Source organism: Mycobacterium cookii, assembly GCF_010727945.1.
GTDB classification, from domain to species: Bacteria; Actinomycetota; Actinomycetes; order Mycobacteriales; family Mycobacteriaceae; genus Mycobacterium; species Mycobacterium cookii.
The window spans coordinates 1,562,599-1,583,455 of record NZ_AP022569.1 but is presented as its reverse complement, the minus strand read 5'-3'; the positions used below and the strand labels follow the sequence as shown (position 1 = coordinate 1,583,455).

General features: G+C 66.3%; 20 protein-coding genes and 1 pseudogene. 15 read left to right on the top strand and 6 right to left on the bottom strand.

What is annotated here, in order from left to right; genetic code table 11:
* Positions 1-5: 5 nt before the first annotated feature.
* From G6N27_RS07500 to G6N27_RS07490, 3 genes are all read right to left on the bottom strand, one after another.
* Positions 6-578 (bottom strand): hypothetical protein, encoded by a 573-nt coding sequence (locus G6N27_RS07500; protein ID WP_163775768.1) that lies wholly within the window; start codon positions 576-578, stop codon positions 6-8.
* 1 nt (position 579) lies between these two features.
* Complete coding sequence (locus tag G6N27_RS07495) at positions 580-1,821, bottom strand: molybdopterin-dependent oxidoreductase (RefSeq protein ID WP_163781490.1); 1,242 nt, start codon at positions 1,819-1,821, stop codon at positions 580-582.
* Between the two features lie 130 nt (positions 1,822-1,951).
* Positions 1,952-2,650 carry a methyltransferase domain-containing protein gene (locus G6N27_RS07490; protein WP_163775767.1) on the bottom strand — a complete coding sequence of 233 codons (699 nt, stop codon included), beginning with the start codon at positions 2,648-2,650 and terminating at the stop codon, positions 1,952-1,954.
* A 311-nt stretch (positions 2,651-2,961) separates the two neighbouring features.
* Between G6N27_RS07490 and G6N27_RS07485 the strand changes: the two genes are divergently transcribed.
* The 4 genes from G6N27_RS07485 to G6N27_RS07470 all read left to right on the top strand — a co-directional run bounded on the left by G6N27_RS07485 (position 2,962) and on the right by G6N27_RS07470 (position 6,500).
* Positions 2,962-4,023, top strand: coding sequence for an NHL repeat-containing protein (locus G6N27_RS07485; protein WP_232064913.1), 1,062 nt, complete (start codon positions 2,962-2,964; stop codon positions 4,021-4,023).
* A gap of 94 nt (positions 4,024-4,117) precedes the next feature.
* On the top strand, positions 4,118-5,146 hold the full coding sequence (locus G6N27_RS07480; protein WP_163775766.1) for an NAD-dependent epimerase/dehydratase family protein: 1,029 nt from the start codon (positions 4,118-4,120) through the stop codon (positions 5,144-5,146).
* Between the two features lie 23 nt (positions 5,147-5,169).
* Positions 5,170-5,832, top strand: coding sequence for a glycosyltransferase family 2 protein (locus tag G6N27_RS07475; RefSeq protein ID WP_179963357.1), 663 nt, complete (start codon positions 5,170-5,172; stop codon positions 5,830-5,832).
* Positions 5,829-6,500 carry a TIGR04282 family arsenosugar biosynthesis glycosyltransferase gene (locus G6N27_RS07470; protein WP_163775765.1) on the top strand — a complete coding sequence of 224 codons (672 nt, stop codon included), beginning with the start codon at positions 5,829-5,831 and terminating at the stop codon, positions 6,498-6,500. The genes G6N27_RS07475 and G6N27_RS07470 overlap by 4 nt, the downstream gene beginning before the upstream one ends.
* A 12-nt stretch (positions 6,501-6,512) precedes the next feature.
* On the opposite strand, the gene G6N27_RS07465 is transcribed toward G6N27_RS07470, so the two are convergent.
* Complete coding sequence (locus tag G6N27_RS07465) at positions 6,513-6,914, bottom strand: DUF6632 domain-containing protein (protein WP_163775764.1); 402 nt, start codon at positions 6,912-6,914, stop codon at positions 6,513-6,515.
* A 373-nt stretch (positions 6,915-7,287) separates the two neighbouring features.
* Here G6N27_RS07465 and G6N27_RS07460 point away from each other — a divergent pair.
* Positions 7,288-7,413 (top strand): annotated as a pseudogene (locus G6N27_RS07460) (GntR family transcriptional regulator); the annotation flags it as partial.
* 5 nt (positions 7,414-7,418) lie between these two features.
* Here the strand turns inward: G6N27_RS07460 and G6N27_RS07455 are convergent.
* A complete protein-coding gene (locus tag G6N27_RS07455) occupies positions 7,419-8,276 on the bottom strand; it encodes a PfkB family carbohydrate kinase (protein ID WP_163775763.1) in 858 nt (285 codons plus the stop codon).
* A gap of 144 nt (positions 8,277-8,420) precedes the next feature.
* Between G6N27_RS07455 and G6N27_RS07450 the strand changes: the two genes are divergently transcribed.
* Both G6N27_RS07450 and G6N27_RS07445 read left to right on the top strand, forming a co-directional pair.
* Positions 8,421-10,589 carry an adenylate/guanylate cyclase domain-containing protein gene (locus G6N27_RS07450; protein WP_372513043.1) on the top strand — a complete coding sequence of 723 codons (2,169 nt, stop codon included), beginning with the start codon at positions 8,421-8,423 and terminating at the stop codon, positions 10,587-10,589.
* Positions 10,586-11,974, top strand: a complete 1,389-nt coding sequence (locus G6N27_RS07445; protein ID WP_163775761.1) for a mechanosensitive ion channel domain-containing protein — start codon at positions 10,586-10,588, stop codon at positions 11,972-11,974. Before G6N27_RS07450 ends, G6N27_RS07445 begins: the two co-directional genes overlap by 4 nt.
* A 27-nt stretch (positions 11,975-12,001) precedes the next feature.
* Here G6N27_RS07445 and G6N27_RS07440 read toward each other — a convergent pair whose 3' ends face one another.
* Positions 12,002-13,465 carry a hypothetical protein gene (locus G6N27_RS07440; protein WP_163775760.1) on the bottom strand — a complete coding sequence of 488 codons (1,464 nt, stop codon included), beginning with the start codon at positions 13,463-13,465 and terminating at the stop codon, positions 12,002-12,004.
* A 249-nt stretch (positions 13,466-13,714) separates the two neighbouring features.
* Between G6N27_RS07440 and G6N27_RS07435 the strand changes: the two genes are divergently transcribed.
* The 8 genes from G6N27_RS07435 (at position 13,715) to G6N27_RS07400 (ending at position 20,759) form a co-directional block, all read left to right on the top strand.
* The gene (locus G6N27_RS07435) at positions 13,715-14,962 is read left to right on the top strand and encodes a glutamate-5-semialdehyde dehydrogenase (RefSeq protein ID WP_163775759.1); all 1,248 of its coding nucleotides are present in this window, start codon (positions 13,715-13,717) and stop codon (positions 14,960-14,962) included.
* A gap of 22 nt (positions 14,963-14,984) precedes the next feature.
* Positions 14,985-15,860, top strand: coding sequence for an AAA family ATPase (locus G6N27_RS07430; RefSeq protein ID WP_163775758.1), 876 nt, complete (start codon positions 14,985-14,987; stop codon positions 15,858-15,860).
* Between the two features lie 10 nt (positions 15,861-15,870).
* The gene (locus G6N27_RS07425; protein WP_163775757.1) at positions 15,871-17,313 is read left to right on the top strand and encodes a vWA domain-containing protein; all 1,443 of its coding nucleotides are present in this window, start codon (positions 15,871-15,873) and stop codon (positions 17,311-17,313) included.
* 224 nt (positions 17,314-17,537) lie between these two features.
* Positions 17,538-18,134 carry a nicotinate-nucleotide adenylyltransferase gene (nadD, locus tag G6N27_RS07420; protein ID WP_232065012.1) on the top strand — a complete coding sequence of 199 codons (597 nt, stop codon included), beginning with the start codon at positions 17,538-17,540 and terminating at the stop codon, positions 18,132-18,134.
* On the top strand, positions 18,131-18,490 hold the full coding sequence (gene rsfS, locus G6N27_RS07415) for a ribosome silencing factor (RefSeq protein ID WP_163775756.1): 360 nt from the start codon (positions 18,131-18,133) through the stop codon (positions 18,488-18,490). The genes nadD and rsfS overlap by 4 nt, the downstream gene beginning before the upstream one ends.
* Positions 18,487-19,170: a glucosyl-3-phosphoglycerate phosphatase gene (gene gpgP, locus G6N27_RS07410; protein WP_163775755.1), complete on the top strand. Its 684-nt coding sequence runs from the start codon at positions 18,487-18,489 to the stop codon at positions 19,168-19,170. The genes rsfS and gpgP overlap by 4 nt, the downstream gene beginning before the upstream one ends.
* Entirely contained in the window at positions 19,160-19,897 is a 738-nt protein-coding gene (gene octT / locus G6N27_RS07405; protein WP_163775754.1) for a diglucosylglycerate octanoyltransferase, read from the top strand. Before gpgP ends, octT begins: the two co-directional genes overlap by 11 nt.
* A gap of 4 nt (positions 19,898-19,901) precedes the next feature.
* Complete coding sequence (locus G6N27_RS07400; protein ID WP_163775753.1) at positions 19,902-20,759, top strand: DegV family protein; 858 nt, start codon at positions 19,902-19,904, stop codon at positions 20,757-20,759.
* The last annotated feature ends 98 nt before the right edge of the window (positions 20,760-20,857 follow it).

The window sequence follows — 20,857 nt, the reverse complement described above, 5'->3', positions numbered from 1 at the left end:
CCAGCCTATGGTCGAAGTTTTGGGTCGCTGCCCGTGTCCTCGGCGTCGGCATCGATGTGAATGTCGGTGGCTTTCCCGCGGTGCCCGGTCAGAGCGAACCGGCTGGCGTAGGCCAGCGCGCTGAGACCGTACAGGGCGGCAACCAGCAGCAGCCAGCGCCCGAAGAACGGCTGTTGGTTCTGCCCGGTGGCCGCGACGTAGCTCGGTTGTCCCTGTTGGATGATTCCGGGAAAGAACAGCAGCAGCGACAGCCCCGCCGCCAGGGTCGGGACACGGAGATAATTCAGCGGCGACACCCACGGTGAGGGCCCTTTCCGTCGACCTCGAACAGCTGCGAATGCGCCCGTGACGGAGCGGTCGGCGAGGGCGTAGAGCGGAAACAGGACCAGGTCGTGAGCGACGATTGCAGCGAGAAACCAGACCGCGATCGACTGCCACCACACCTTGTGGTTCCATAGGGCTTGCGGGCCAAGCAGAGTCACGACATATCCCGCCAGTGCCCACGCGGCGATCGTGCCAAGCAGGTGTAATGGGTTAGCGCCGTAGAAGGCGGTGAACCGGGTGATCAGTGCGCGCATGTCAGGGCTGCCCGAATTCGATGGACCGTACCCATTTGGTGTTGTGCACACCGGGCAGCGCGGGCACGATGATGCGCGCGGGATAGCCGTGATCCATCGACAGGTCGACGCCGTTGACCCGAAGGGCAAGCAGCGCATCGGGATTGGCCACCTGGTTGGCCTGCAGGACCGCATGATTGAACCCACCAAAGCGCTCCAGTGAACGCACCATCGCCCGGGCAGGCGTGGTTATCCCGGCCAAGACAGCCAGGTCGCGCAGGCGAACCCCGCTCCACGATTGGGTGGTCGACCACCCTTCGACGCATGCGATCGGCAGTTCGGCGGTGTGCTGCGGCATCGCTTCGAGGGCGGCCCGGTCCAGCAGTAGCCGTCCTGACGGACCATGCACGGCGAGTCGCCAGGTGGCGCCGGTATCGGCCGGTCTGATCGCGGCAGCCGCAGCGGTCCTGTTGACCTCGAAATCGTTGGGCCCGTCGCCGCGGCTGCGTCCGCGCGGCAACAGCAGCGCAGCACGGCGGGTGAAGCCGCCGAGCGTTTGGCCGGCGGTAAGCACCGCGACGAACAGGACGCCACCCCCGACCAATGCCAGCGCGCCCCGGCGACTCACCGTTGCCGGCGCGGGATAGGCGGCGACCAGCCCGTCGACGTCGGGCGGTTCGGGACGGGTGTCGGCGCGTGAAGTGCGCAGCACGGTGCGAAACGACAGGGAACGCAGACCGGTGACCATCTTCGGCAACTTGATCAGCACGTGGATGACGAAACCGGCGACGAATACCCACGCCCCGTAGTAGTGCGCGGTGTAAAAGCTGAACCCGAAGATGTAGTCGTACTGGATGTTGAGCACCCCGGTGGCGAGCTCGAAGAGGATTCCTCCGACCAGCATCAACAACGACAGCCGCTCGACAAGTTGCGCGATCGAGCGCAGTGGTGGCCACGCGAACAATCGGGGAATCACCGACCAGAGCTTGGCCAGCACCACCGGAATGATGATCAGACCCAAACCGACGTGCACACCTTGTGTGAGGCGGTAAAGCCACGAAGGCCGACTCGGCCAATCGAAGGTGGGCAGTTTGAGCCATCCGACGTCGTGCGGGATGGCCTGACCGAATTGCGGACCGTAGGCGATGTAGGACAGCAGCCCGGTCAGGATCAGCACCGGCAGCCCGACCAGCAGCACCGACCCGAATACCGACGTCAGCCAGGGCCCCCGCAGCGGGCTGCGCCACCGCTGCAGCAGACCCATCCCGGGCGGGCGGTGCCGCTCCAGCGCCCGCCACAGCGGTGCGGGAAACCCGAAGGGCGCCTCGATCGCGTCGCCTGCCTGACCATCTTCGTCGGGGCCTTCACCCGAACGCGACACCATCTTCGTCAGGCTACCGACTCGCTCCGCTACGGGCTGCGACTGTCAGCACCGCAATCACCCGGTTGTGAATCTCGATGACCTGAGTCACCAGGAACCCGGCGGCTGATGCGATGTCGCCGAGCGCGGCGGCCCCCACGCGCGACCACGGAAACCAATGCCCCAGGTATTGCTCCGTTTCCCAGCGGAGCATTTCGTAACAGAACAGAGTTGCCGGGGAGTCCATCTCGAGAATGACGATGCCACCATGCGCAAGGAGATCCGCGGCGCGCCTCAAAGTCCGGACTGGATTACCCCCGATACCGATATTGCCGTCGATGAGCAGGACTCGTTCCCAGCTGCCCTCCGCGGGCAACGGTGCGAACAGGTCGCCGCGGATCGCGGTGCCCCCGCGTCGACGTGTCATCTCGACCGCGGCTGCCGAACTGTCGACTCCAAGTGCGGGCGATCCGCGCTGCTGCAGAGAAGCAGTGAATCGCCCGGGACCGCACCCCAAATCCAGAGTCGGGCGCCACGAGCAATGGCCGAGTACGTGCTCATCGGCGAGCCGATCCTCATGCGTGGTGTCCGGCCCTCCCATCCAGCGGGCCATCGGCAATTCACGACGGTGTCCGTGATGGTTGCGGGCCCAGCATGAACTGCCCGCCGCGGCTGACCGGTAGATCAGGTCGGCCGACCCCACTGAAGCCGCCTCGCGGACATCCGGCGTCATCGCCGCTTCCGACCGAGACGTGGCGCAGACGCGTGTGCGCCCTGGCGTGCTGCGGGCGGAAGTAGAGCTCGGAGCGAGGTGAAGACCTTCAAGTGCCCACCCTTTCGCATCATCGGACATTTAATTGCTATTCGATGCTGATGGGGAACGGGATTGCCGGACACTCAATGGGTTGCCACCTGAGCAGCACGGGTTGGGGTAGGCCCTGATGCTCCTGAGCATTGGCATAAACATAAGTCGGTGTGTACCTTGCCGCCACTCGTGGTACGGCTTCGACTTCAACGACCGGCACGGTCGGGCACAGTGGAGTTGTGAACTTGCGCTGCAGGCTGGTGTGCCTGCTGGCGATCGGCCTGCTGGTCGCCGGTTGCAGCAGTGACACGGGCTCACCTGCACCTACCACGGCCCCGGTCCGGGCACGCGCCACCACACCCCCAGCCGAACCCGCGCCCGCTGGGGCCCCTGCTGTGCCGCCGGCTGGGAAGGTTGTCCCGATCGGCAACGCACCTGAAGGCATCGTCATCGCTGAGTCGGGAATTGGGGCCGTCGCCGTACGTAACCCAGACGGCGTCGAGTTGATCGACGCCGCCACCGGTGCGGTCCGTCAGACAGTTCCGACCGACGGAGCGGCCCGGCACCTGAGCCTGGCCGGACCCGACGGGCCTTTGTTGGTGCCGCTGGAGGGGTCCAATGAACTATGCGAGCTGAACATCGCCGATGGCCGGATAACCTCCACCACAACGGGTGTGGGCCGCCAACCGCACGACGCGGCCCAAACGGCCGGGGGCACGATCGTCGTCACCAATGAGCGCGAGGGTGGCGTGCTTTTCGTGCGCGCGGGCACGGTGATCGCGTCGCTTCCCGCCGGCCCGGTCCAGCCGGGCGGTGTCGCGGCGGTAGGTGAATACGCCGCAGTTGCCGACGTGCAGGGAAACGGTGTTTGGGTGTACGACGGGTCGACTCATCAGCAGGTGGCGCAGGGGCCAGTCGGGATGAAACTGACCCACGCAGTGGCAATGTCGGGCGATGCGGCCGCGTTCGCGGACACCGACGGCGGCGCGGTCTTCGTCGAGCGCATCGATCCGCAACTTGCGCAGGTCGCCAAGATCGACGCTCCGGGCAAACCCTACGGGCTGGCCTACGACGCGGTTCGCCGACGCCTCTACGTCACGCTGACCGCCTCCAACCTGATGCGGGTGATCGACACCTCGAATGCGGCGAAGCCGCGGGTACTCGGCGATCTGCCGACTGTGCAACAGCCCAATTCGGTTGCCGTCGATTCACGTTCGGGCGCGGTATTGGTCACTGGCAGTGACCCCGACGGTGGCAGCGGCTTGCAGATCGTCACCCCGGACCTGTTACCGCCGGGCTGAGGGAACAGCCACCGGCTGTCACAGACGGTGTGGTCGAATTCGAGGGGAATACGAAGCTGCTCAACAAGCGGGTGCGCAGAGAGATAGGGGTGCCGTGAAGGTGCTGCTGACCGGGGCGGCCGGTTTCATCGGTTCGCGGGTGGGCTCGGCGCTGCGTGCCGACGGGCACGACGTCGTCGGTGTCGACGTGTTGCTGCCCGCTGCGCACGGACCCGATCCGCAGCTGCCGCCGGGATGCCACCAGGTCGACGTGCGAGACGGCCCGTCGCTGGCCCCGCTGCTGGCAGGTGTCGACCTGGTGTGTCATCAGGCCGCGATGGTGGGAGCCGGGGTGGACGCCGCCGACGCGCCGGCCTACGGCGGCCATAACGATCTGGCTACAACGGTGCTGCTGGCACAGATGTTCGCCGCTGGGGTCCGGCGTCTGGTGCTCGCGTCGTCGATGGTGGTGTACGGGCAGGGCCGCTACGCCTGCCCGGCTCACGGGCCGGTCGACCCGCTACCGCGGCGGAGGGCCGACCTGGACGCCGGGATCTTCGAGCATCGCTGTCCGCTCGGCGGCGAGGAATTACAGTGGCGGCTCGTTGACGAGGATGCCGCTCTGCGGCCGCGCAGCCTGTACGCGGCCAGCAAGACCGCGCAGGAACACTACGCGCTGGCGTGGTCGGAATCGACGGGCGGATCGGTCGTGGCGTTGCGCTACCACAACGTCTACGGTCCCGGAATGCCGCGTGACACCCCGTATTCCGGGGTTGCCGCGATCTTCCGCTCCTCGATCGAAAAGGGCGAACCGCCAAAAGTTTTCGAAGACGGGGGTCAGATGCGCGACTTCGTCCACCTCGATGACGTGGCCGCCGCCAACGTTGCGGCGACATCCGAGCGTGAGGGCTTCACCGCAGTCAATGTCTGCTCAGGACAGCCCATTTCGATCCGCGAGGTCGCGACCGCCCTGTGCGACGCCCGCGATGGCGCGTTGTCCCCGGTCGTCACGGGGCAGTATCGCAGCGGCGACGTGCGACACATCGTCGCCGATCCGGCGCGGGCCGCCGAGGTGCTGGGTTTCCGCGCGGCCGTCGATCCGCGCGATGGCCTGCGTCAATTCGCGTTCGCCCCGCTGCGTTAGGAGATGCCTTAGTGTCGGATGCCATGCCCGACCCCGACAATCTGGTCACGGTGGTGCTGCCCTGCCTCGACGAGGAGGAGTCATTGCCTGCGGTGCTGGCCGCTGTTCCCGCCGGCTATCGGACCTTGGTGGTTGACAACAACAGCACCGATGACACCGCCGCCGTGGCCGGCCGTCACGGCGCTGAAGTGCTCGTCGAACCGCGGCCCGGATACGGCTCAGCGGTGCACGCCGGAGTGGTCGGCGCGACGACTGGGATTGTGGCGGTCATCGATGCCGACGGCTCGATGGACGCCGGTGACCTGCCCCGGTTGGTTGCCGCACTCGAGCAGGGTGCGGATCTGGTGATCGGCCGGCGTCGGCCGGTGCCCGGGCTGCGCTGGCCGTGGGTGGCCCGGGTTGGCACCGTCGTGATGAGCTGGCGGCTGCGGACCCGCCACGGCCTGCCGGTGCACGACATCGCGCCCATGCGGGTGGCCCGGCGCGAGGCGCTGCTGAATTTGGGTGTCGTCGATCGACGGTCGGGCTACCCGCTGGAGCTGCTTGTCCGCGCGGCAGCTGCCGGCTGGCGTGTGGTCGAGCTCGACGTCAGCTACGGCCCCAGGACGGGCGGTAAATCCAAGGTCAGCGGTTCCCTCCGGGGCAGCATCACCGCGATTTTCGACTTCTGGAAGGTGATCTCGTGAGTCCCTTGCCGGTGACCCTGCTGGTGGTGGCGAAGGCTCCGGAGCCCGGCCGGGCCAAGACCCGGCTTGCCGCGACCGTGGGCGACCGGGTCGCCGCCGAGATCGCCGCCGCCGCGCTGCTGGACACGCTGGACGCGGCCGCCGCTGCACCGGTTGCGGCGCGAGTCGTGGCGCTCACCGGCAACCTGGACGGTGCCGCCGGCGCCGCCGACATCCGTTGTCGACTCGAATCTTTCACGGTGATCGGTCAGCGCGGAGACAACTTCGCCGACCGGCTCGCCAATGCGCACGCCGACGCGCACTCTCGGTCCGGGGGGCTTCCTGTGTTGCAGATCGGGATGGACACCCCGCAGGTGACCGATGAACTTCTGACCCGTTGCGCACGACGGCTACTGCAGGCGCAGGGTGTGCTCGGACCGGCGTGCGATGGCGGTTGGTGGATCCTCGGGCTACAGACGCCGGCGGCGGCCGAATGCCTTCGCGGCGTCCCCATGTCCCAGCCCGACACCGGCGAGCTCACCTTGAAGGCATTGCGTGACAACGGTATTGGAGTGACTCCGGTGGAACTCTTGACTGACGTCGACGTCGTCGACGATGTCGCCGCGGTGCGCGAAGCCTGCGATCCCGCCAGTCGCTTCGCTAGGGTGACCCGTGCGGCCGGACTCTGAGGTTCCCGAGGACTAGCGCTCAGCGGGTCGGCCGATACCGGATGACCGCACGAGCACCGACAGCACGATTGCTACCAGCAGCAGGGCCGGCACGTCTCCCCACAGATGACCCATGTGGTGGCCGCTGCTGAAGGACTGCACCGCCATGATCGCGGCGTGGACCACGCTCGAGCACACGGCGAACCAGATCAGGCTGAGATTGGCCTCCGGGTGTCGCGCCGCATTGCACAGGAAGACGCCCAGCGTCGCGTAGACGCCGACGATCATCATGAAGTAGTGCGACTGGTACGGGGCACCGTGGTGCCATGCCCATCCCGCCGGCCACACCACGGCAAGGGGATAGAGCAGGATCATCACCGCGCCGAAGGCAACGAGAGCGATTTGAAGAAGTCGATAGCTGTTCGAGGATGCCATCTTGCGCTCCAGGGCATAAGCGGTCCAACGATTTCTATCTCAGGATCGCGCAGGCGGTCCGTGGAATCAAGCACCCGGCCGGTCAGGGGCGTTGGTAGCTGCCGGTCAGCGTGCCGCGGGCCGGCGTATCCGCGGTGTCTCAGATCGCCCGGGGTGAAACGTATCCCCGCGGTGCCCGGCCGCAACGCGCCGCCGTCGACCTGCGCGACGTCGGGCTCGATCACCGCGATGGTGTGAAACAGCGGGCGCGCTGAAAGCGGTGCTGGTGACGGTGATCTTGTGCTCAGCGGCGAAATCCGAACCGGCGAAAGGGCTTCGATGCCCACCGGCGCGCACATTGCGCAGTAGTTTGCCGATCATGCGCCGCGGATCGCCGCACCACGATGTGTCGATCCTGCTCTCGCCCAACCGTAGTCGCGTGCTGATGGATCAGACCGCCGACGAACTCCACACCGGTGACGGCCTGGCCATCGCCCACGATGTTCGCCGTTCGCGGTGATGCCGTCAGCCCGCGAGGGTGGCGTCGTCGATCGCGGCGGCATACGGCGCGCAGTCTCCGGCGCCGGGGGTCAGCGTCGCCAGCGCCCCGGCCGCGCAGGCCCGGCGCAAGGCATCGTGACGGTCGAGGGCCCAGCCCGCGGCCAGCACGCCGGCGAACACGTCACCGGCACCGGACGTGTCGAGCGCGTCGACGGCCGGCGCGTCGACGGTGAACTCGGTACCGTCGCCGGTGTAGCTGGCTCCGCGCGCGCCCAGCGTGGTGACCCGGTGCTTAACCGGCCAAACCCATTGCGCGGCTTCGGTTTCGTTGACGACCAACACGTCGGTCAGGTCGGCCAGCTGTGCCAGCTCGGCCTCGTCACCGCCCGACGGCGAGGCGTTGAGCATCACGGTCACGCCGGCCGAATGGGCCCGGCGGGCAGCCGCGGTCGCAGTGGCGACCGGAATCTCCAACTGCAGCAACAGCACATCGCAGTCGGCGGCGAAACCGCGCAACGCCGCCGAATCCGGGGTGAGTTTGCCGTTCGCGCCCGGTGCGACCACGATGATGTTCTCGCCGGAGGAATCGACGATCACGGCCGCGTTGCCGCTGGGTCCGGCCACAGTGAGCAATCGGTCGGTGCCCACCCCATTGGTCGTCAGATGGTCGCGCAGCAGCGCGGCGGCGGCGTCGTCACCGACCGCGCCGACGAACTGCACCAGCGCTCCCGCGCGCGCCGCCGCCACGGCCTGATTGGCGCCCTTTCCGCCGGGCGTCGAGCGCGCCGAAATGGCCAATGTGGTCTCACCCGGGCGGGGCAGCTGATCGACATCGAATCCGATATCCATATTCATGCTGCCCACCACGCATACCCGAGTCATTCAGCCGACGTTATGGAGTCCGGTTCGAATTCACAAACCACGTGTTGATAACGGTTTTCGGCAAATCCCATTTCATTACACCATTCGCGTTACGCTGCTGCGTGATCTGGGCTTTTCCGGCCCCGTCAACGAAAGGAAAGCCGATTGACGGCGCAGAGCTCAATTGATTCGGAACCGGTCGAAACGGCGCCTGCCGCACGAGCCAGGCTACGTCGCCCACTGTCTCGGCTGAGCCTGCAATCCAAAATCATCGTGATGCTGCTGTTGTCCAGCCTTGCGTCGCTGGCGGTGATCGGCACGGTCGAGTTCGTCGACGGGCGGAGCAAGCTGATGCCCGTCGCAGCCGAACGCATGACCCAGCTGCGCGAGGCGCAGCGGCGGGCGATCGAGATGCTGTTCGGCGACCTCGCCAACTCGCTCGCGGTCTACAGTCGCGGCACCACGGCAGACGAGGCGGTCCAGGCGTTCACCGCAGGATTCGACCAATTGGGCGAGGCGCCAGTTGATCCCGGCCAACAGGCAGCGCTGGAAACGTACTACACCGACAAGCTGATCAAGCCGATTCAGCAGGCAACGGGCGTGAACCTCGACCTCGCCGCGCTGATGCCCGATAACAACGCGCAGAAATATCTCCAGGTGCACTACACACTGCACTCGCACGACTCCAATGCCCCCCAGGACCCAGGTGACGGCAGCGCATGGTCGGCCGCGAATGTCCGGTTCAACAAGTACTTTCGCGAGATTGCGACCCGCTTCGAATATCGGGATGCGATGCTGCTCGACACTCGCGGCAACCTCGTCTACACCGTGAACAAAGGTCCCGCTCTGGGCACCAACATCTTGACCGGCCCCTTTCGCGAGTCCAACCTGCGTGATGCTTACGAAAAGGCGATGGACGCCGACTCGGTCGACTTTGTCTGGATAACCGATTTCCAGCCGTTCCAGGCGGCCGGCGGAATGCCCATCGCGTGGCTGGTGTCACCGATCAATTCGGGCGGCAAGACGAACGGAGTCCTCGCGCTGCCGCTGCCGATCTCGAAAATCAACCGGATAATGACGGCCGACCAGCATTGGAAATCCGCCGGCATGGGCGAGACAGCGGAGACGTACCTGGCGGGTCCGGACGGGCTGATGCGTTCTGACTCGCGGCTTTTCCTGCAGGACCCGAAAAAATACGAACGCGACGCGGTGGCGGCGGGCACGCCGCCCGACATTGTCGCCAAGGCGATACGGTGGCACGGCACGACGCTGGTGCAGCCGGTCGACACCGCAGCGTTCCACGCCGCGCAACGTGGGCAGACCGGAACGGTCCTCGACCACGGCTACCTCGGCGACCAGGAACTTGCGGCATACGCTCCGGTGTCGATCCCCAATTCGGACTTGCGGTGGTCGATCCTGGCAACCAGGAACAGCTCCGAGGCCTATTCCCGCATCGAGTCGTTCACCCGGACACTGATCGTGACGACCGCGGTGATGGTGTTCGTCATATGCGTGCTCGCGATGCTGATCGCCCAGGCCTTCGTCGGGCCGATCCGCCGGTTGCGGGCCGGTACGGAGGAGATCAGCGCCGGCAACTACGACGTCGCGATCCCGGTGACGACCCGCGACGAGATCGGCGATCTCACCAGCGCCTTCAATGAGATGAGCCGCAATCTCAAGATCAAGGAAGGTCTGCTGACCGAACAACGCAATGAAAACGATCGACTGCTGCTGTCGCTGATGCCGGAACCGGTGGTGCGGCGTTATCGCGATGGTGAGCAGACCATCGCCCAGGAACACCAGGACGTCACGGTGATCTTCGCCGACATCATCGGCCTCGACGAGATTTCGAGCGCGGTATCGGGTGACGAGTTGGTCGGCATCGTCGACGAGTTGATGCGCGAACTCGACTCGGCGGCGGAAACCTGTGGCGTCGAGCCGATTCGGACCGTGCACAACGGTTACCTCGCCAGCTGCGGATTGACCGTCCCGCGGCTGGACAGCGTGCCCCGCACCGTCGACTTCGCCGTCGAGATGCAGCGCATCATCGAGCGGTTCAACTCCAGAACGGGCCACCATCTCGCGATCAGGGCCGGAATCAACACCGGCAACGTGACCAGTGGCCTGGTCGGCAGATCCAGTGTCATCTACGACATGTGGGGCACCGCGGTCAACCTCGCACATCGGATGCGCAGCAGCACAGCGGATTCCGGCGTCTTCGTCACATCCGAGGCGTACGAGGTGATGCGCGACATCCGGCAGTTCACGCCGGCGGGCAGCATCAGCGTCGACGGCGCAGAGCAGCCGATCTGGCGATTGTCGGACCGCGCATGAGTCCCGTCGATTCGTTGTGGTTGTACTGGGCCGGCGGACTGGCCTTCGGGCTTCCTGTTGTCCTGATCGGTCTCACCGAATGGCACCACTACCTCGCCCGCCGACGAAGCGCGTTGACCAGGCCGGTCAATCTGCTGCGCAACTATCTGGTGCCGCTGGGCGCGCTGCTGGTGTTGTTGGTCAAGGTGGCGCAAGTGCCGGCCCGGAACACCTCGGTGCGGGACCTGGCGACGGTGTTCGGTTTCGTGGTTCTGGTTCTGCTGCTCTCAGGACTGAACGCGACCGTCTTCGAGGGGGCGCCCGAAGGGTCGTGGCGCAAGCGTGTGCCGACGATATTCCGGGACGTGACAAGGTTTTTGCTGATCGCGGTCGGCCTTACGCTCATCTTCTCCTACGTCTGGGGTGTCCGGGTCGGCGGTCTGTTCACCGCGCTCGGTGTGACTTCGGTGGTCATCGGCTTGATGCTGCAGAACTCCGTCGGCCAGATCGTGTCCGGGTTGTTCATGTTGTTCGAGCAGCCGTTCCGGATCGGAGACTGGCTGGAAACCCCCGCCGCGCGCGGCCGCGTCGTGGAAGCGAACTGGCGCGCGGTCCACATTCAAACCGGTCACGGTTTGCAGATCACGCCGAACTCGGTGCTGGCTGCCACCTCCTTCACCAACCTCAGTCGCCCGCCTCACGCGCACAAACTGTCCATCACCACAACGTTTTCGATCTCCGACCCACCCGATCGGGTTCGCCGCCTGCTGGTGCGGGTGGCCGGTGCGCTGCCGCAACGCAAGATCGACGTGGCGCCGTCGGCGACCGCGGCGGGTAATGGTGAATACCGAGTCAGCATCGCGCTGAAGTCGCCGGCCGATGACGGTGCCGCGCAAGCGACCTTCCTGCGATGGATCTGGTATGCGGCGCGGCGCGAGGACCTGCACCTCGACGGCGACGACGATGACTTCTCCACACCCGCGCGGGTGCAGAAGGCGATGCGCACCGTGGTGGCACCCGCCCTGCGATTGAGCGACACCGACCAGGATTTACTCGTCCCGCACGCAAGAGTGATTCGTTACGGCACCGACGAGATCGTGCAGTACGCCGGCGAAGTACCAACGGCTATGACGTTTTTGGTCAACGGCAGCATCCGCTTGACGACGACCACCGACGACGGTTCGGTGGTTCCGCTCAGCGTGCTGGAAGAGGGTTCGTTCCTGGGGCTGAGCACCCTTACCCGTCAGCCGAGCTTCTCTGGCGCATACGCGCTGGAAGAGGTGACGGCGCTGGAGATCGACCGCGAGCACATCGAAGATCTCGTGCTGCGAACCCCCATGCTGCTTCAGGAGTTGGGCCGCATCATCGAGGACCGGCGCAGGGACGTCCGCAGCCTCGGGTCGTAAGTGCGGCCCAGCCGAAATGGTCTGGGGTCAGAACAGATTGGATATGAGTTCGCCCAGCCCGCCGGGAACGAGCAGAACGCTGTCGGCGAGGTGCGCGGCGAGATCCATGCTAGTGGGCATGGAGAAGTCGCCCCACGGTGTCACCAAGGTCTCGGAGATCACGTTCGCCCCGGTCGTCGAGACGATGTCGGAGTAAATGGTCTCGAATCCGAATGGGTGGTACACCACGTCGAACTCCGAGCCGACGGGCGGCAGCTCTCCCGCGGCGGTACCGACGTTGCCCGAGTCGGCGGTGACCAGAATGGCCTCGCTGGAGTTTCCGAAGTTGCCGAAAAGGCCTGTCGTGGTGGCGACATCGCCGTCGAAGGTGCCAATCGTGTGACCGGACGCGTCCTCGAGCGCGAATTCCTGATATCCGTGGAAGCTCGAGTCGACCGGCGGCACCCCGTTGACTCCCGCGAGCACTTCGGTGCCCACCGGAACGATGCTCTCGCCGTTGGTGGGCAGCGTGAACGAGTGGACGTCCATCGCGGAGGTGGCGTCGTAGGGGAGCGGAATGTTGAAGTCGCCGTACGGAGTCACCAAGGTGTCCGAGATGACGTTTCCCGATGACGTCGGCGTCACCTCATAAAGGTTGTAGATCTGGGGGTCGGCGAAGTAGAAGACATTCATCAGGGTGCCGACCGGCGGCGTGTCACCGGCGGCAGTCCCCGCCGTGCCCGAAATGTCCTGGGTGACATAGATTTCCTCGGTGGTGTTGAACACCAGGTCCGACGTGTTGGTCACCAGGGCCTGAAACGCGCCGGTCGCGTGATCGTTGGCCGCGTCATAGACATTGAAGAGCTGATTTCCCTCGATGGCGATGTCGGCGGGCGGCAACCCCCCGACCGAGGTGATGTTCTCGTCGATCCCGGTCGCGGGGGCCCAGTAGTAACCGTCGGCGAGCTGCACCGGTTGGGTGTCCGCCGACAGAATGCCGTGACCCAGTGCTGCATCGAAATAGCCTGGCGAGGAAGAGGTCCCGAACGGCGTCGTCAGGTATTTCGTCACCACGTCGCCGTCGGTCGAGGCGAGGGCCGCATAGATCGTCTGGTAGCCGTGCCCGAAATCGGCGATGTTGATGATCGAGCCGACCGGGGGGACATCCCCGGAGCCGGTGCCGGCGGTGCCGGTCAGGTCATTGGTGACCAGAAGCAATTGGTTGGCGGCACCGTACAACGACGAGTTGGTGCTTTCGTCGGCATCGAAAGTTCCGACCACCTGACCCGTTGTCTTATCGAACAGCTCGAATACCTGCTGCCCCTGGAAGCTGTTCACCACCGCGGGAGGGGTCACGGGCGAGCCGAAGAATCCGGTGATCTGTTCGACGGAACCCGGCTCCGGAAGGATCTGGTAGCTGTCGGCGACAGAAACGGCCGTCGGCAGGCACGCGGCAACCAGCAATCCACCGGCGGCGGCGCCCGAAATACGAGCAATACGGCGACTGACCAACGGAGGCTCAATTCGGTTGTCGGTGCGGACCAGCTAACGCTTCGGGGGCAGTCAAACGGGCCGGGATCTGCTCCGCTGCAGGCATTACGGTCGGCCAGATGCTGCCCGCAGAGCGTACACCAGAGGCAGCCTTTTTACCGTCGATGGCAAGTGCCCGGCCCACAATGTCGGACGGGTCCGCGCGCACGGTGAACTAGCAAAGACAGGGCCATCTCAACCCGGCATCAGGAAACTCGCTACCCTTGGTCAATGAGTGTGCATGCTTTTTCTGCACCCGACGTGCGCCAGCAGGTACACGACGCGGCGCGCCGGGCCCGGGTAGCCGCCCGCGTGCTGGCCTCACTGCCGACAGTCGCCAAAGACCAGGCGCTTCTCGTCGCGGCGGACGCGATCGTGGCCAACACCGACCGGATCCTGGCCGCCAACGCCGAAGACCTGAATGCGGCCCGCGCCGCCGATACACCGACCGCCATGCTCGACCGGCTCGCGCTGGACACCAAGCGCGTCGAAGGCATCGCCGCCGGCCTGCGGCAGGTCGCGGGGCTACCCGACCCGGTCGGGGAGGTATTGCGCGGCTACACCCTGCCCAACGGGCTGGCGCTGCGCCAGCAGCGCGTCCCGCTTGGCGTCGTCGGGATCGTCTACGAGGGACGGCCCAATGTCACCGTCGACGCGTTCGGTCTGGCTCTGAAATCCGGCAACGCCGCCCTGTTGCGGGGCAGCGCGTCGGCGGCGAAATCCAACGACGCACTCGTCTCGGTGTTGCGCGACGCGCTGGTCGGCGAAGATCTGCCCGCTGACGCCGTGCAATTGCTCTCGGCCGCCGACCGCTCCTCGGTCACCCACCTGATCCAGGCCCGTGGTCTGGTCGACGTGGTGATTCCCCGTGGCGGAGCCGGTCTGATCGAGGCCGTGGTCCGCGATTCCTATGTGCCGACCATCGAGACGGGGGTGGGCAACTGCCACGTTTACGTGCACGGCGCCGCTGACCTGGACATGGCCGAACGAATCCTGTTGAACTCCAAGACTCGTCGCCCGAGTGTGTGTAACGCGGCCGAGACGCTGCTGGTCGACGCGGCGATCGCCGACCAGGCTCTGCCGCGGCTGATCACTGCGCTGCAGGACGCCGGCGTCACCGTGCACCTGGACCCCGACGAGGCCGAATTGCGCCGCGAATTCCTCTCGATGGACATTGCGGTCGCGGTCGTCGACGGCGTCGACCAGGCGATCGCGCACATCAACGAATACGGCACCGGTCACACCGAAGCCATCGTGACCACCAATATGGCAGCTGCCCAACGGTTTACCGAAGCGGTCGACGCGGCCGCGGTGATGGTCAACGCGTCGACCTCGTTCACCGACGGTGAGCAGTTCGGTTTCGGCGCGGAGATCGGCATCTCCACCCAGAAGTTGCATGCCCGAGGACCGATGGGACTGTCCGAATTGACCTCGACCAAGTGGATCGGTTGGGGAGACGGTCAGATTCGTCCGGCCTGACATTGCTGAGGAGAACGCAGAAGTGAGTGTGCCCGCGCGCCCGGCGCCGCTGTTCGCCGACATCGACGATGTCGCACGGCGGTTGTCCGAAACCGGCTACCTGCCCGACACCGCGACCGCGACTGCGGTTTTCCTTGCCGACCGGCTCGGCAAGCCGCTGCTGGTGGAGGGCCCGGCGGGTGTCGGCAAGACCGAACTGGCCCGCGCCGTGGCACAGGCCACCGGATCCGGACTGGTCCGGCTGCAGTGCTACGAGGGCGTCGACGAGGCACGCGCGCTCTACGAGTGGAACCACGCCAAGCAGATCTTGCGAATCCAGGCCGGTTCGGGGGACTGGGACCAGACCAAGCTCGACGTGTTCAGCGAGGAATTTCTGCTGTCCCGGCCGCTGCTGACCGCGATCCGGCGCACCGACCCGACCGTTCTGCTGATCGACGAAACCGACAAGGCCGACATCGAAATCGAAGGCCTGCTGCTCGAAGTCCTGTCCGACTTCGCGGTCACGGTCCCGGAGTTGGGCACCATCACCGCGGAGCGAACGCCGTTCGTCGTCCTGACTTCCAACGCCACCCGTGAGCTGTCCGAAGCGCTCAAACGCCGCTGTCTGTTCTTGCACATCGACTTTCCCGACCCCGAATTGGAGCGCCGGATTCTGTTGTCCCGCGTTCCCGAGCTGCCGGGTCACATCGCCGAGGAGTTGGTGCGCATCATCGGCGTGCTGCGCGGCATGCAACTCAAGAAGTTGCCGTCGGTTGCCGAGACCATCGACTGGGGACGCACCGTGCTGGCGCTCGGCATGGACACCATCGACGACGCGACGATCGCCGCCACGATGGGCGTGGTGCTCAAGCACCAGTCCGACCAGCAGCGCGCAACCAGCGAACTCCGGCTGAACTGAGGTGTGAACCATGGCCGTCCGCCGCGTTCGCCCCAGCCAGCCGTTAGCTCCGCACGGCATCCCGGGCCACCTGGTCGGTTTTGTCGAAGCGCTTCGCGGGCAAGGTATCTCGGTCGGTCCGTCAGAGACGGTGGACGCCGGCCGGGTGATGGGTGTGCTCGGTCTCGGTGATCGCGAGATCCTGCGTGAAGGTCTGGCGTGCGCGGTGTTGCGCCGGCCCGAGCACCGCGAAACCTATGACGCGATGTTCGACCTGTGGTGGCCTGCCGCCCTGGGTACCCGGGCCGCGGTCACCGAGGAAGACGCCATCGATCCCGACGTCCAGTTGCCGCCCGACGACGTCGAGGCGATGCGCCAGATGCTGCTCGATCTGCTCACCAATAACCCCGAGCTCGCCGACATGGACGAGCGCCTGGTTGCGATGATCGCGCAGATCGTGGACGCCTACGGCAAATACAACTCCAGCCGCGGACCGTCGTATTCGTCGTATCAGGCCCTCAAGTCGATGGCGCTCGACGAGTTGGAGGGCAAGCTGCTGGCCGGCCTGCTCGCCCCGTACGGCGACGAACCCACGCCGACGCAGGAGCAGATCGCGAAAGCCCTTGCCGCACAGCGAATCACTCAGCTGCGAAAAATGGTCGACGCCGAGACGAAGCGACGAACCGCCGAGCAACTCGGCCGTGACCATGTCCAGATGTACGGCATCCCACAGCTTTCCGAGAACGTGGAGTTCCTGCGGGCATCCGGTGACCAGCTGCGCTCGATGCGCCGGGTGGTGCAACCGCTGGCCCGCACTCTGGCCACCCGGCTGGCCGCGCGGCGGCGCCGCGCCCGCGCGGGGGCGATCGACCTGCGCAAGACGCTGCGCAAATCGATGTCGACCGGCGGGGTGCCGATCGACTTGGTGCTGCGCAAACCCCGTCCGGCTCGCCCGGAACTCGTGGTGCTGTGCGACGTGTCGGGTTCCGTCGCCGGGTTCAGCCACTTCACCCTGCTGCTGGTGCATGCCCTGCGCCAGCAGTTCTCCCGGGTCCGGGTGTTCGCGTTCATCGACACCAGCGACGAGGTCACCCACATGTTCGGCCCGGATGCCGACCTCGCCGTGGCGATCCAGCGGATCACCCGGGAGGCCGGTGTCTACACCCGCGACGGCCACAGCGACTACGGCAACGCCTTCGTCTCGTTCATTCAGGCGCATCCCAACGTGTTATCGCCGCGCAGCTCGCTGCTGGTGCTCGGTGACGGCCGGACCAACTACCGCGACCCGGCCACCGACGTGCTGGCCCACATGGTGACCGCCAGCCGGCACGCACACTGGCTCAATCCCGAGCCCAAGCACCTCTGGGGTAGCGGCGACTCCGCGGTGCCCCGCTACCAAGAGGTCATCACCATGCACGAGTGCCGGTCGGCCAAGCAGCTCGCAGCCGTGATCGACCAGCTGCTGCCGGTGTGACTTTTGCACCATCTGCCACGTGGGCCGCTGGGCCGACGGAGGTCCGACGTGCCCACCTCCGAGCGACAAGCAGGTCAGGTCGCCGGAGTTGTCGCTCGAAGGCGGGCAGAAAGCGTGTCCACCGGCCGCGAGGCTGGTGTGATCGAAGTGGCTGATGTGAGGTGGGCCGCCTCCACCACGCTCAAGTAAGCTGGCAAACCGTGCGAAAACGGCGGCTGGGAGTGATGGGCGGGACCTTCGATCCCATCCACAATGGTCACCTCGTCGCCGCGAGCGAAGTGGCTTCTTTGTTCGACCTCGACGAGGTCGTTTTCGTGCCCAGCGGCCAGCCGTGGCAGAAGAAGCGTGCGGTCACCGCCGGCGAGGACCGGTACCTGATGACGGTGATCGCCACCGCCGCGAACCCGCGCTTCTCGGTGAGCCGGGTCGACATCGATCGGGGCGGGCACACCTACACCAAGGACACGCTGCGAGATCTGCAGGCCCTCAATCCGGACTCTGAGCTGTACTTCATCACCGGCGCCGACGCGCTGGCCTCGATCCTGTCCTGGCAGGACCTCGAGGAGCTGTTCGCGCTGGCGAAGTTCGTCGGGGTGAGCCGGCCCGGTTATGAGTTGGGCCGCGAGCATCTCGCCGACGTGCTCGACGGGTTGCCCGAGGACGCACTGACACTCGTCGAGATCCCGGCGCTGGCGATCTCCTCGACGGACTGCCGTCTGCGCGCCGAAGAAAGTCGCCCGCTGTGGTACCTGGTGCCCGACGGCGTCGTGCAATACGTGTCCAAACGCGAGCTCTACCGCAAACCTCGGACCGAGGCATGACGGCCGCCCCCGAGGCGATCGAGATGGCCACCGTCGCCGCACGAGCGGCCGCCTCGAAGCTGGCCGACGACGTCGTGGTCATCGACGTCTCCGAGCAACTGGTCATCACCGACTGCTTCGTGATCGCCTCGGCGTCCAACGAACGGCAGGTCAACGCGATCGTCGACGAGGTCGAAGACAAGATGCGCGAAGCGGGCCACAAGCCCGCCCGCCGCGAGGGCACCCGCGAAGGCCGCTGGACCCTGCTGGATTACGTCGACATCGTGGTGCACATCCAGCACCAGGACGAGCGCGACTTCTATGCACTCGACCGGCTGTGGCGGGACTGCCCGGTCTTGACGGTGGACGTGTCATGACGATCCGCCGGCTGGTGATGATGCGGCACGGCCAAACCGAACACAACCTCGACAGTCGGATGCAGGGTCAGCTCGACACCGCGCTGACCGAGCTGGGCCGTGCCCAAGCTGTCGCGGCGGCCGCGGCGCTGGCCAAACACCAGCCGTTGCGCATCGTGTCCTCAGATCTGCGTCGCGCCTACGACACGGCGGTGGCGCTGGGGGAGCGCGCCGGCTTGCCGGTGGACGTCGACGAGCGCCTTCGGGAAACCCACCTGGGCGACTGGCAGGGCATGACGCACAACGAAATCGACGCGGTTGCACCGGGCGCGCGGCTGGCGTGGCGCGAGGATGCCACCTGGGCGCCGCACGGCGGCGAGAACAGGCTCGACGTCGCCACACGCAGCGTGCCGCTGATTGCCGAGCTGGTGGCCCGCGAGCCCGAATGGGGGGTCGTCGACGAGCCGGCGCGGCCGGTGGTGCTGGTCGCTCACGGCGGCCTGATCGCCGCGCTGACGGCAGCGCTGCTCGGGCTGCCGATTGAGAACTGGCCTGCACTGGGCGGAATGGGCAACGCGAGTTGGACCCAGCTGTCCGGGCACTCCAGCGACCTGGATTCCGGCACAACCGATTTCGGCGCCATTCGTTGGCGGCTCGATGTGTGGAACGCTTCGGCGCAGGTCGCGGGCGATGTCCTCTGAGCGCCGGCCGGCACTGCTGGTTTTCGCCGACTCGCTCGCCTACTACGGGCCGACCGGCGGGCTGCCTGCCGACGATCCGCGGATCTGGCCCAATATTGTTGCCAGACAACTAGATTGGGATCTCGAGTTGATCGGCCGGATCGGGTGGACCTGTCGGGACATCTGGTGGGCGGCGACTCAGGACCCCCGCGCGTGGGCGGCGTTACCGCGGGCCGGCGCGGTGGTTTTCGCGACCTGCGGCATGGATTCGCTCCCGTCGCCGCTGCCGACCGCGTTGCGGGAGCTCATCCGATACGTGCGCCCGCCGTGGCTGCGGCGGTGGGTGCGCGAGGGCTACGGCTGGGTGCAGCCGCGATTCTCGCCGGTGGCCAAAGCTGCTCTGCCGCCACACCTTTCCGCGGAATACCTCGAACTTACGCGCGGTGCAATCGATTTCAACCGGCCCGGCATCCCGATCGTGGCCTCCTTACCGTCGGTGCATATCGCCGAAACCTACGGCAATGCCCACCGCGGCCGGGCCGGCACCGTTGCGGCGATCACCGCGTGGGCCGGTCAGCACGACGTTCCGCTGGTCGACCTGAAGGCCGCTGTCGGCGAAGAAGTCATGAGCGGGCGCGGCAACCCCGACGGAATCCACTGGAATTTCGAAGCGCACCACGCGGTGGCGGAGCTGATGCTCAAAGCGCTGGCCGAGGCCGGCGTAAATAACGATAAGCCGCGCGGCTAGCGGCATGCCCGTCGTCGTCGTCACCGATTCGGGGGCCCGCCTACCCGATGAACTGCGCCGGCAGTGGGCGATACGTGAGGTCCCGCTGCACATCTTGCTCGACGGTGCCGACCTGCGCGACGGGGTGGACGACATCCCGCACGACATCCACGATTATGGACACGCGACGACCACCGCTGCCACGCCGGCCGAGCTGGCCGATGTGTATCGTGATGCGCTGGCGGACAGTGGCGGCGACGGCGTGGTAGCTGTGCACCTGTCGGCGGCGCTGTCGGGGACCTTCAAGGCCGCCCAGGTAGCGGCAGCCGAATTCGGTTCAGCGGTAAGGGTTATCGACTCGAAGTCGGCCGCGATGAACACAGGTTTCGTCGCATTGGCTGCCGCGCGGGCCGCCGCCGGCGGTGCCGACCTGGACACCGTCGCGAACGCCGCCGCCGCGGCGGTGAGCCGCAACCACGGGTTCATCGTCGTGCACCAACTGGACAATCTGCGACGCAGCGGACGCATCGGTGGCGCCGGCGCCTGGCTGGGCACCAAGCTTTCGCTCAAGCCGCTGCTCCGCATAGACGACGGCAAACTCGTTCTGGCGCAACGGGTACGGACCGCGAGCAAGGCGACTGCGACGATGATCGACCGGGTGTGCGAGGTCGTCGACGGTCGGCAGGCGTCGATCGCCGTGCATCACGTCGCCAATCCCGACGGTGCGCGTGATGTGGTGACCGCGCTCGGTAAGCGGTTGCCAGGTTGTGGGTCGCCGATAGTGACCGAACTCGGTCCGGTGCTTGCGCTCCACGTCGGAGCAGGCGCGCTCGGGGTGTGCGTGGACGTGGCCGGCGACGTCGACCCGCCGGCGAGTATGTGAGGCCGGTGCGTTCGCGGCGCGCCAATTCTGCGAGGAATCTGTAGGGTTGCTCAAACATTGCCGAGAGTCGCAAGAGGAGGCGATCGGTCAGTGGTGAG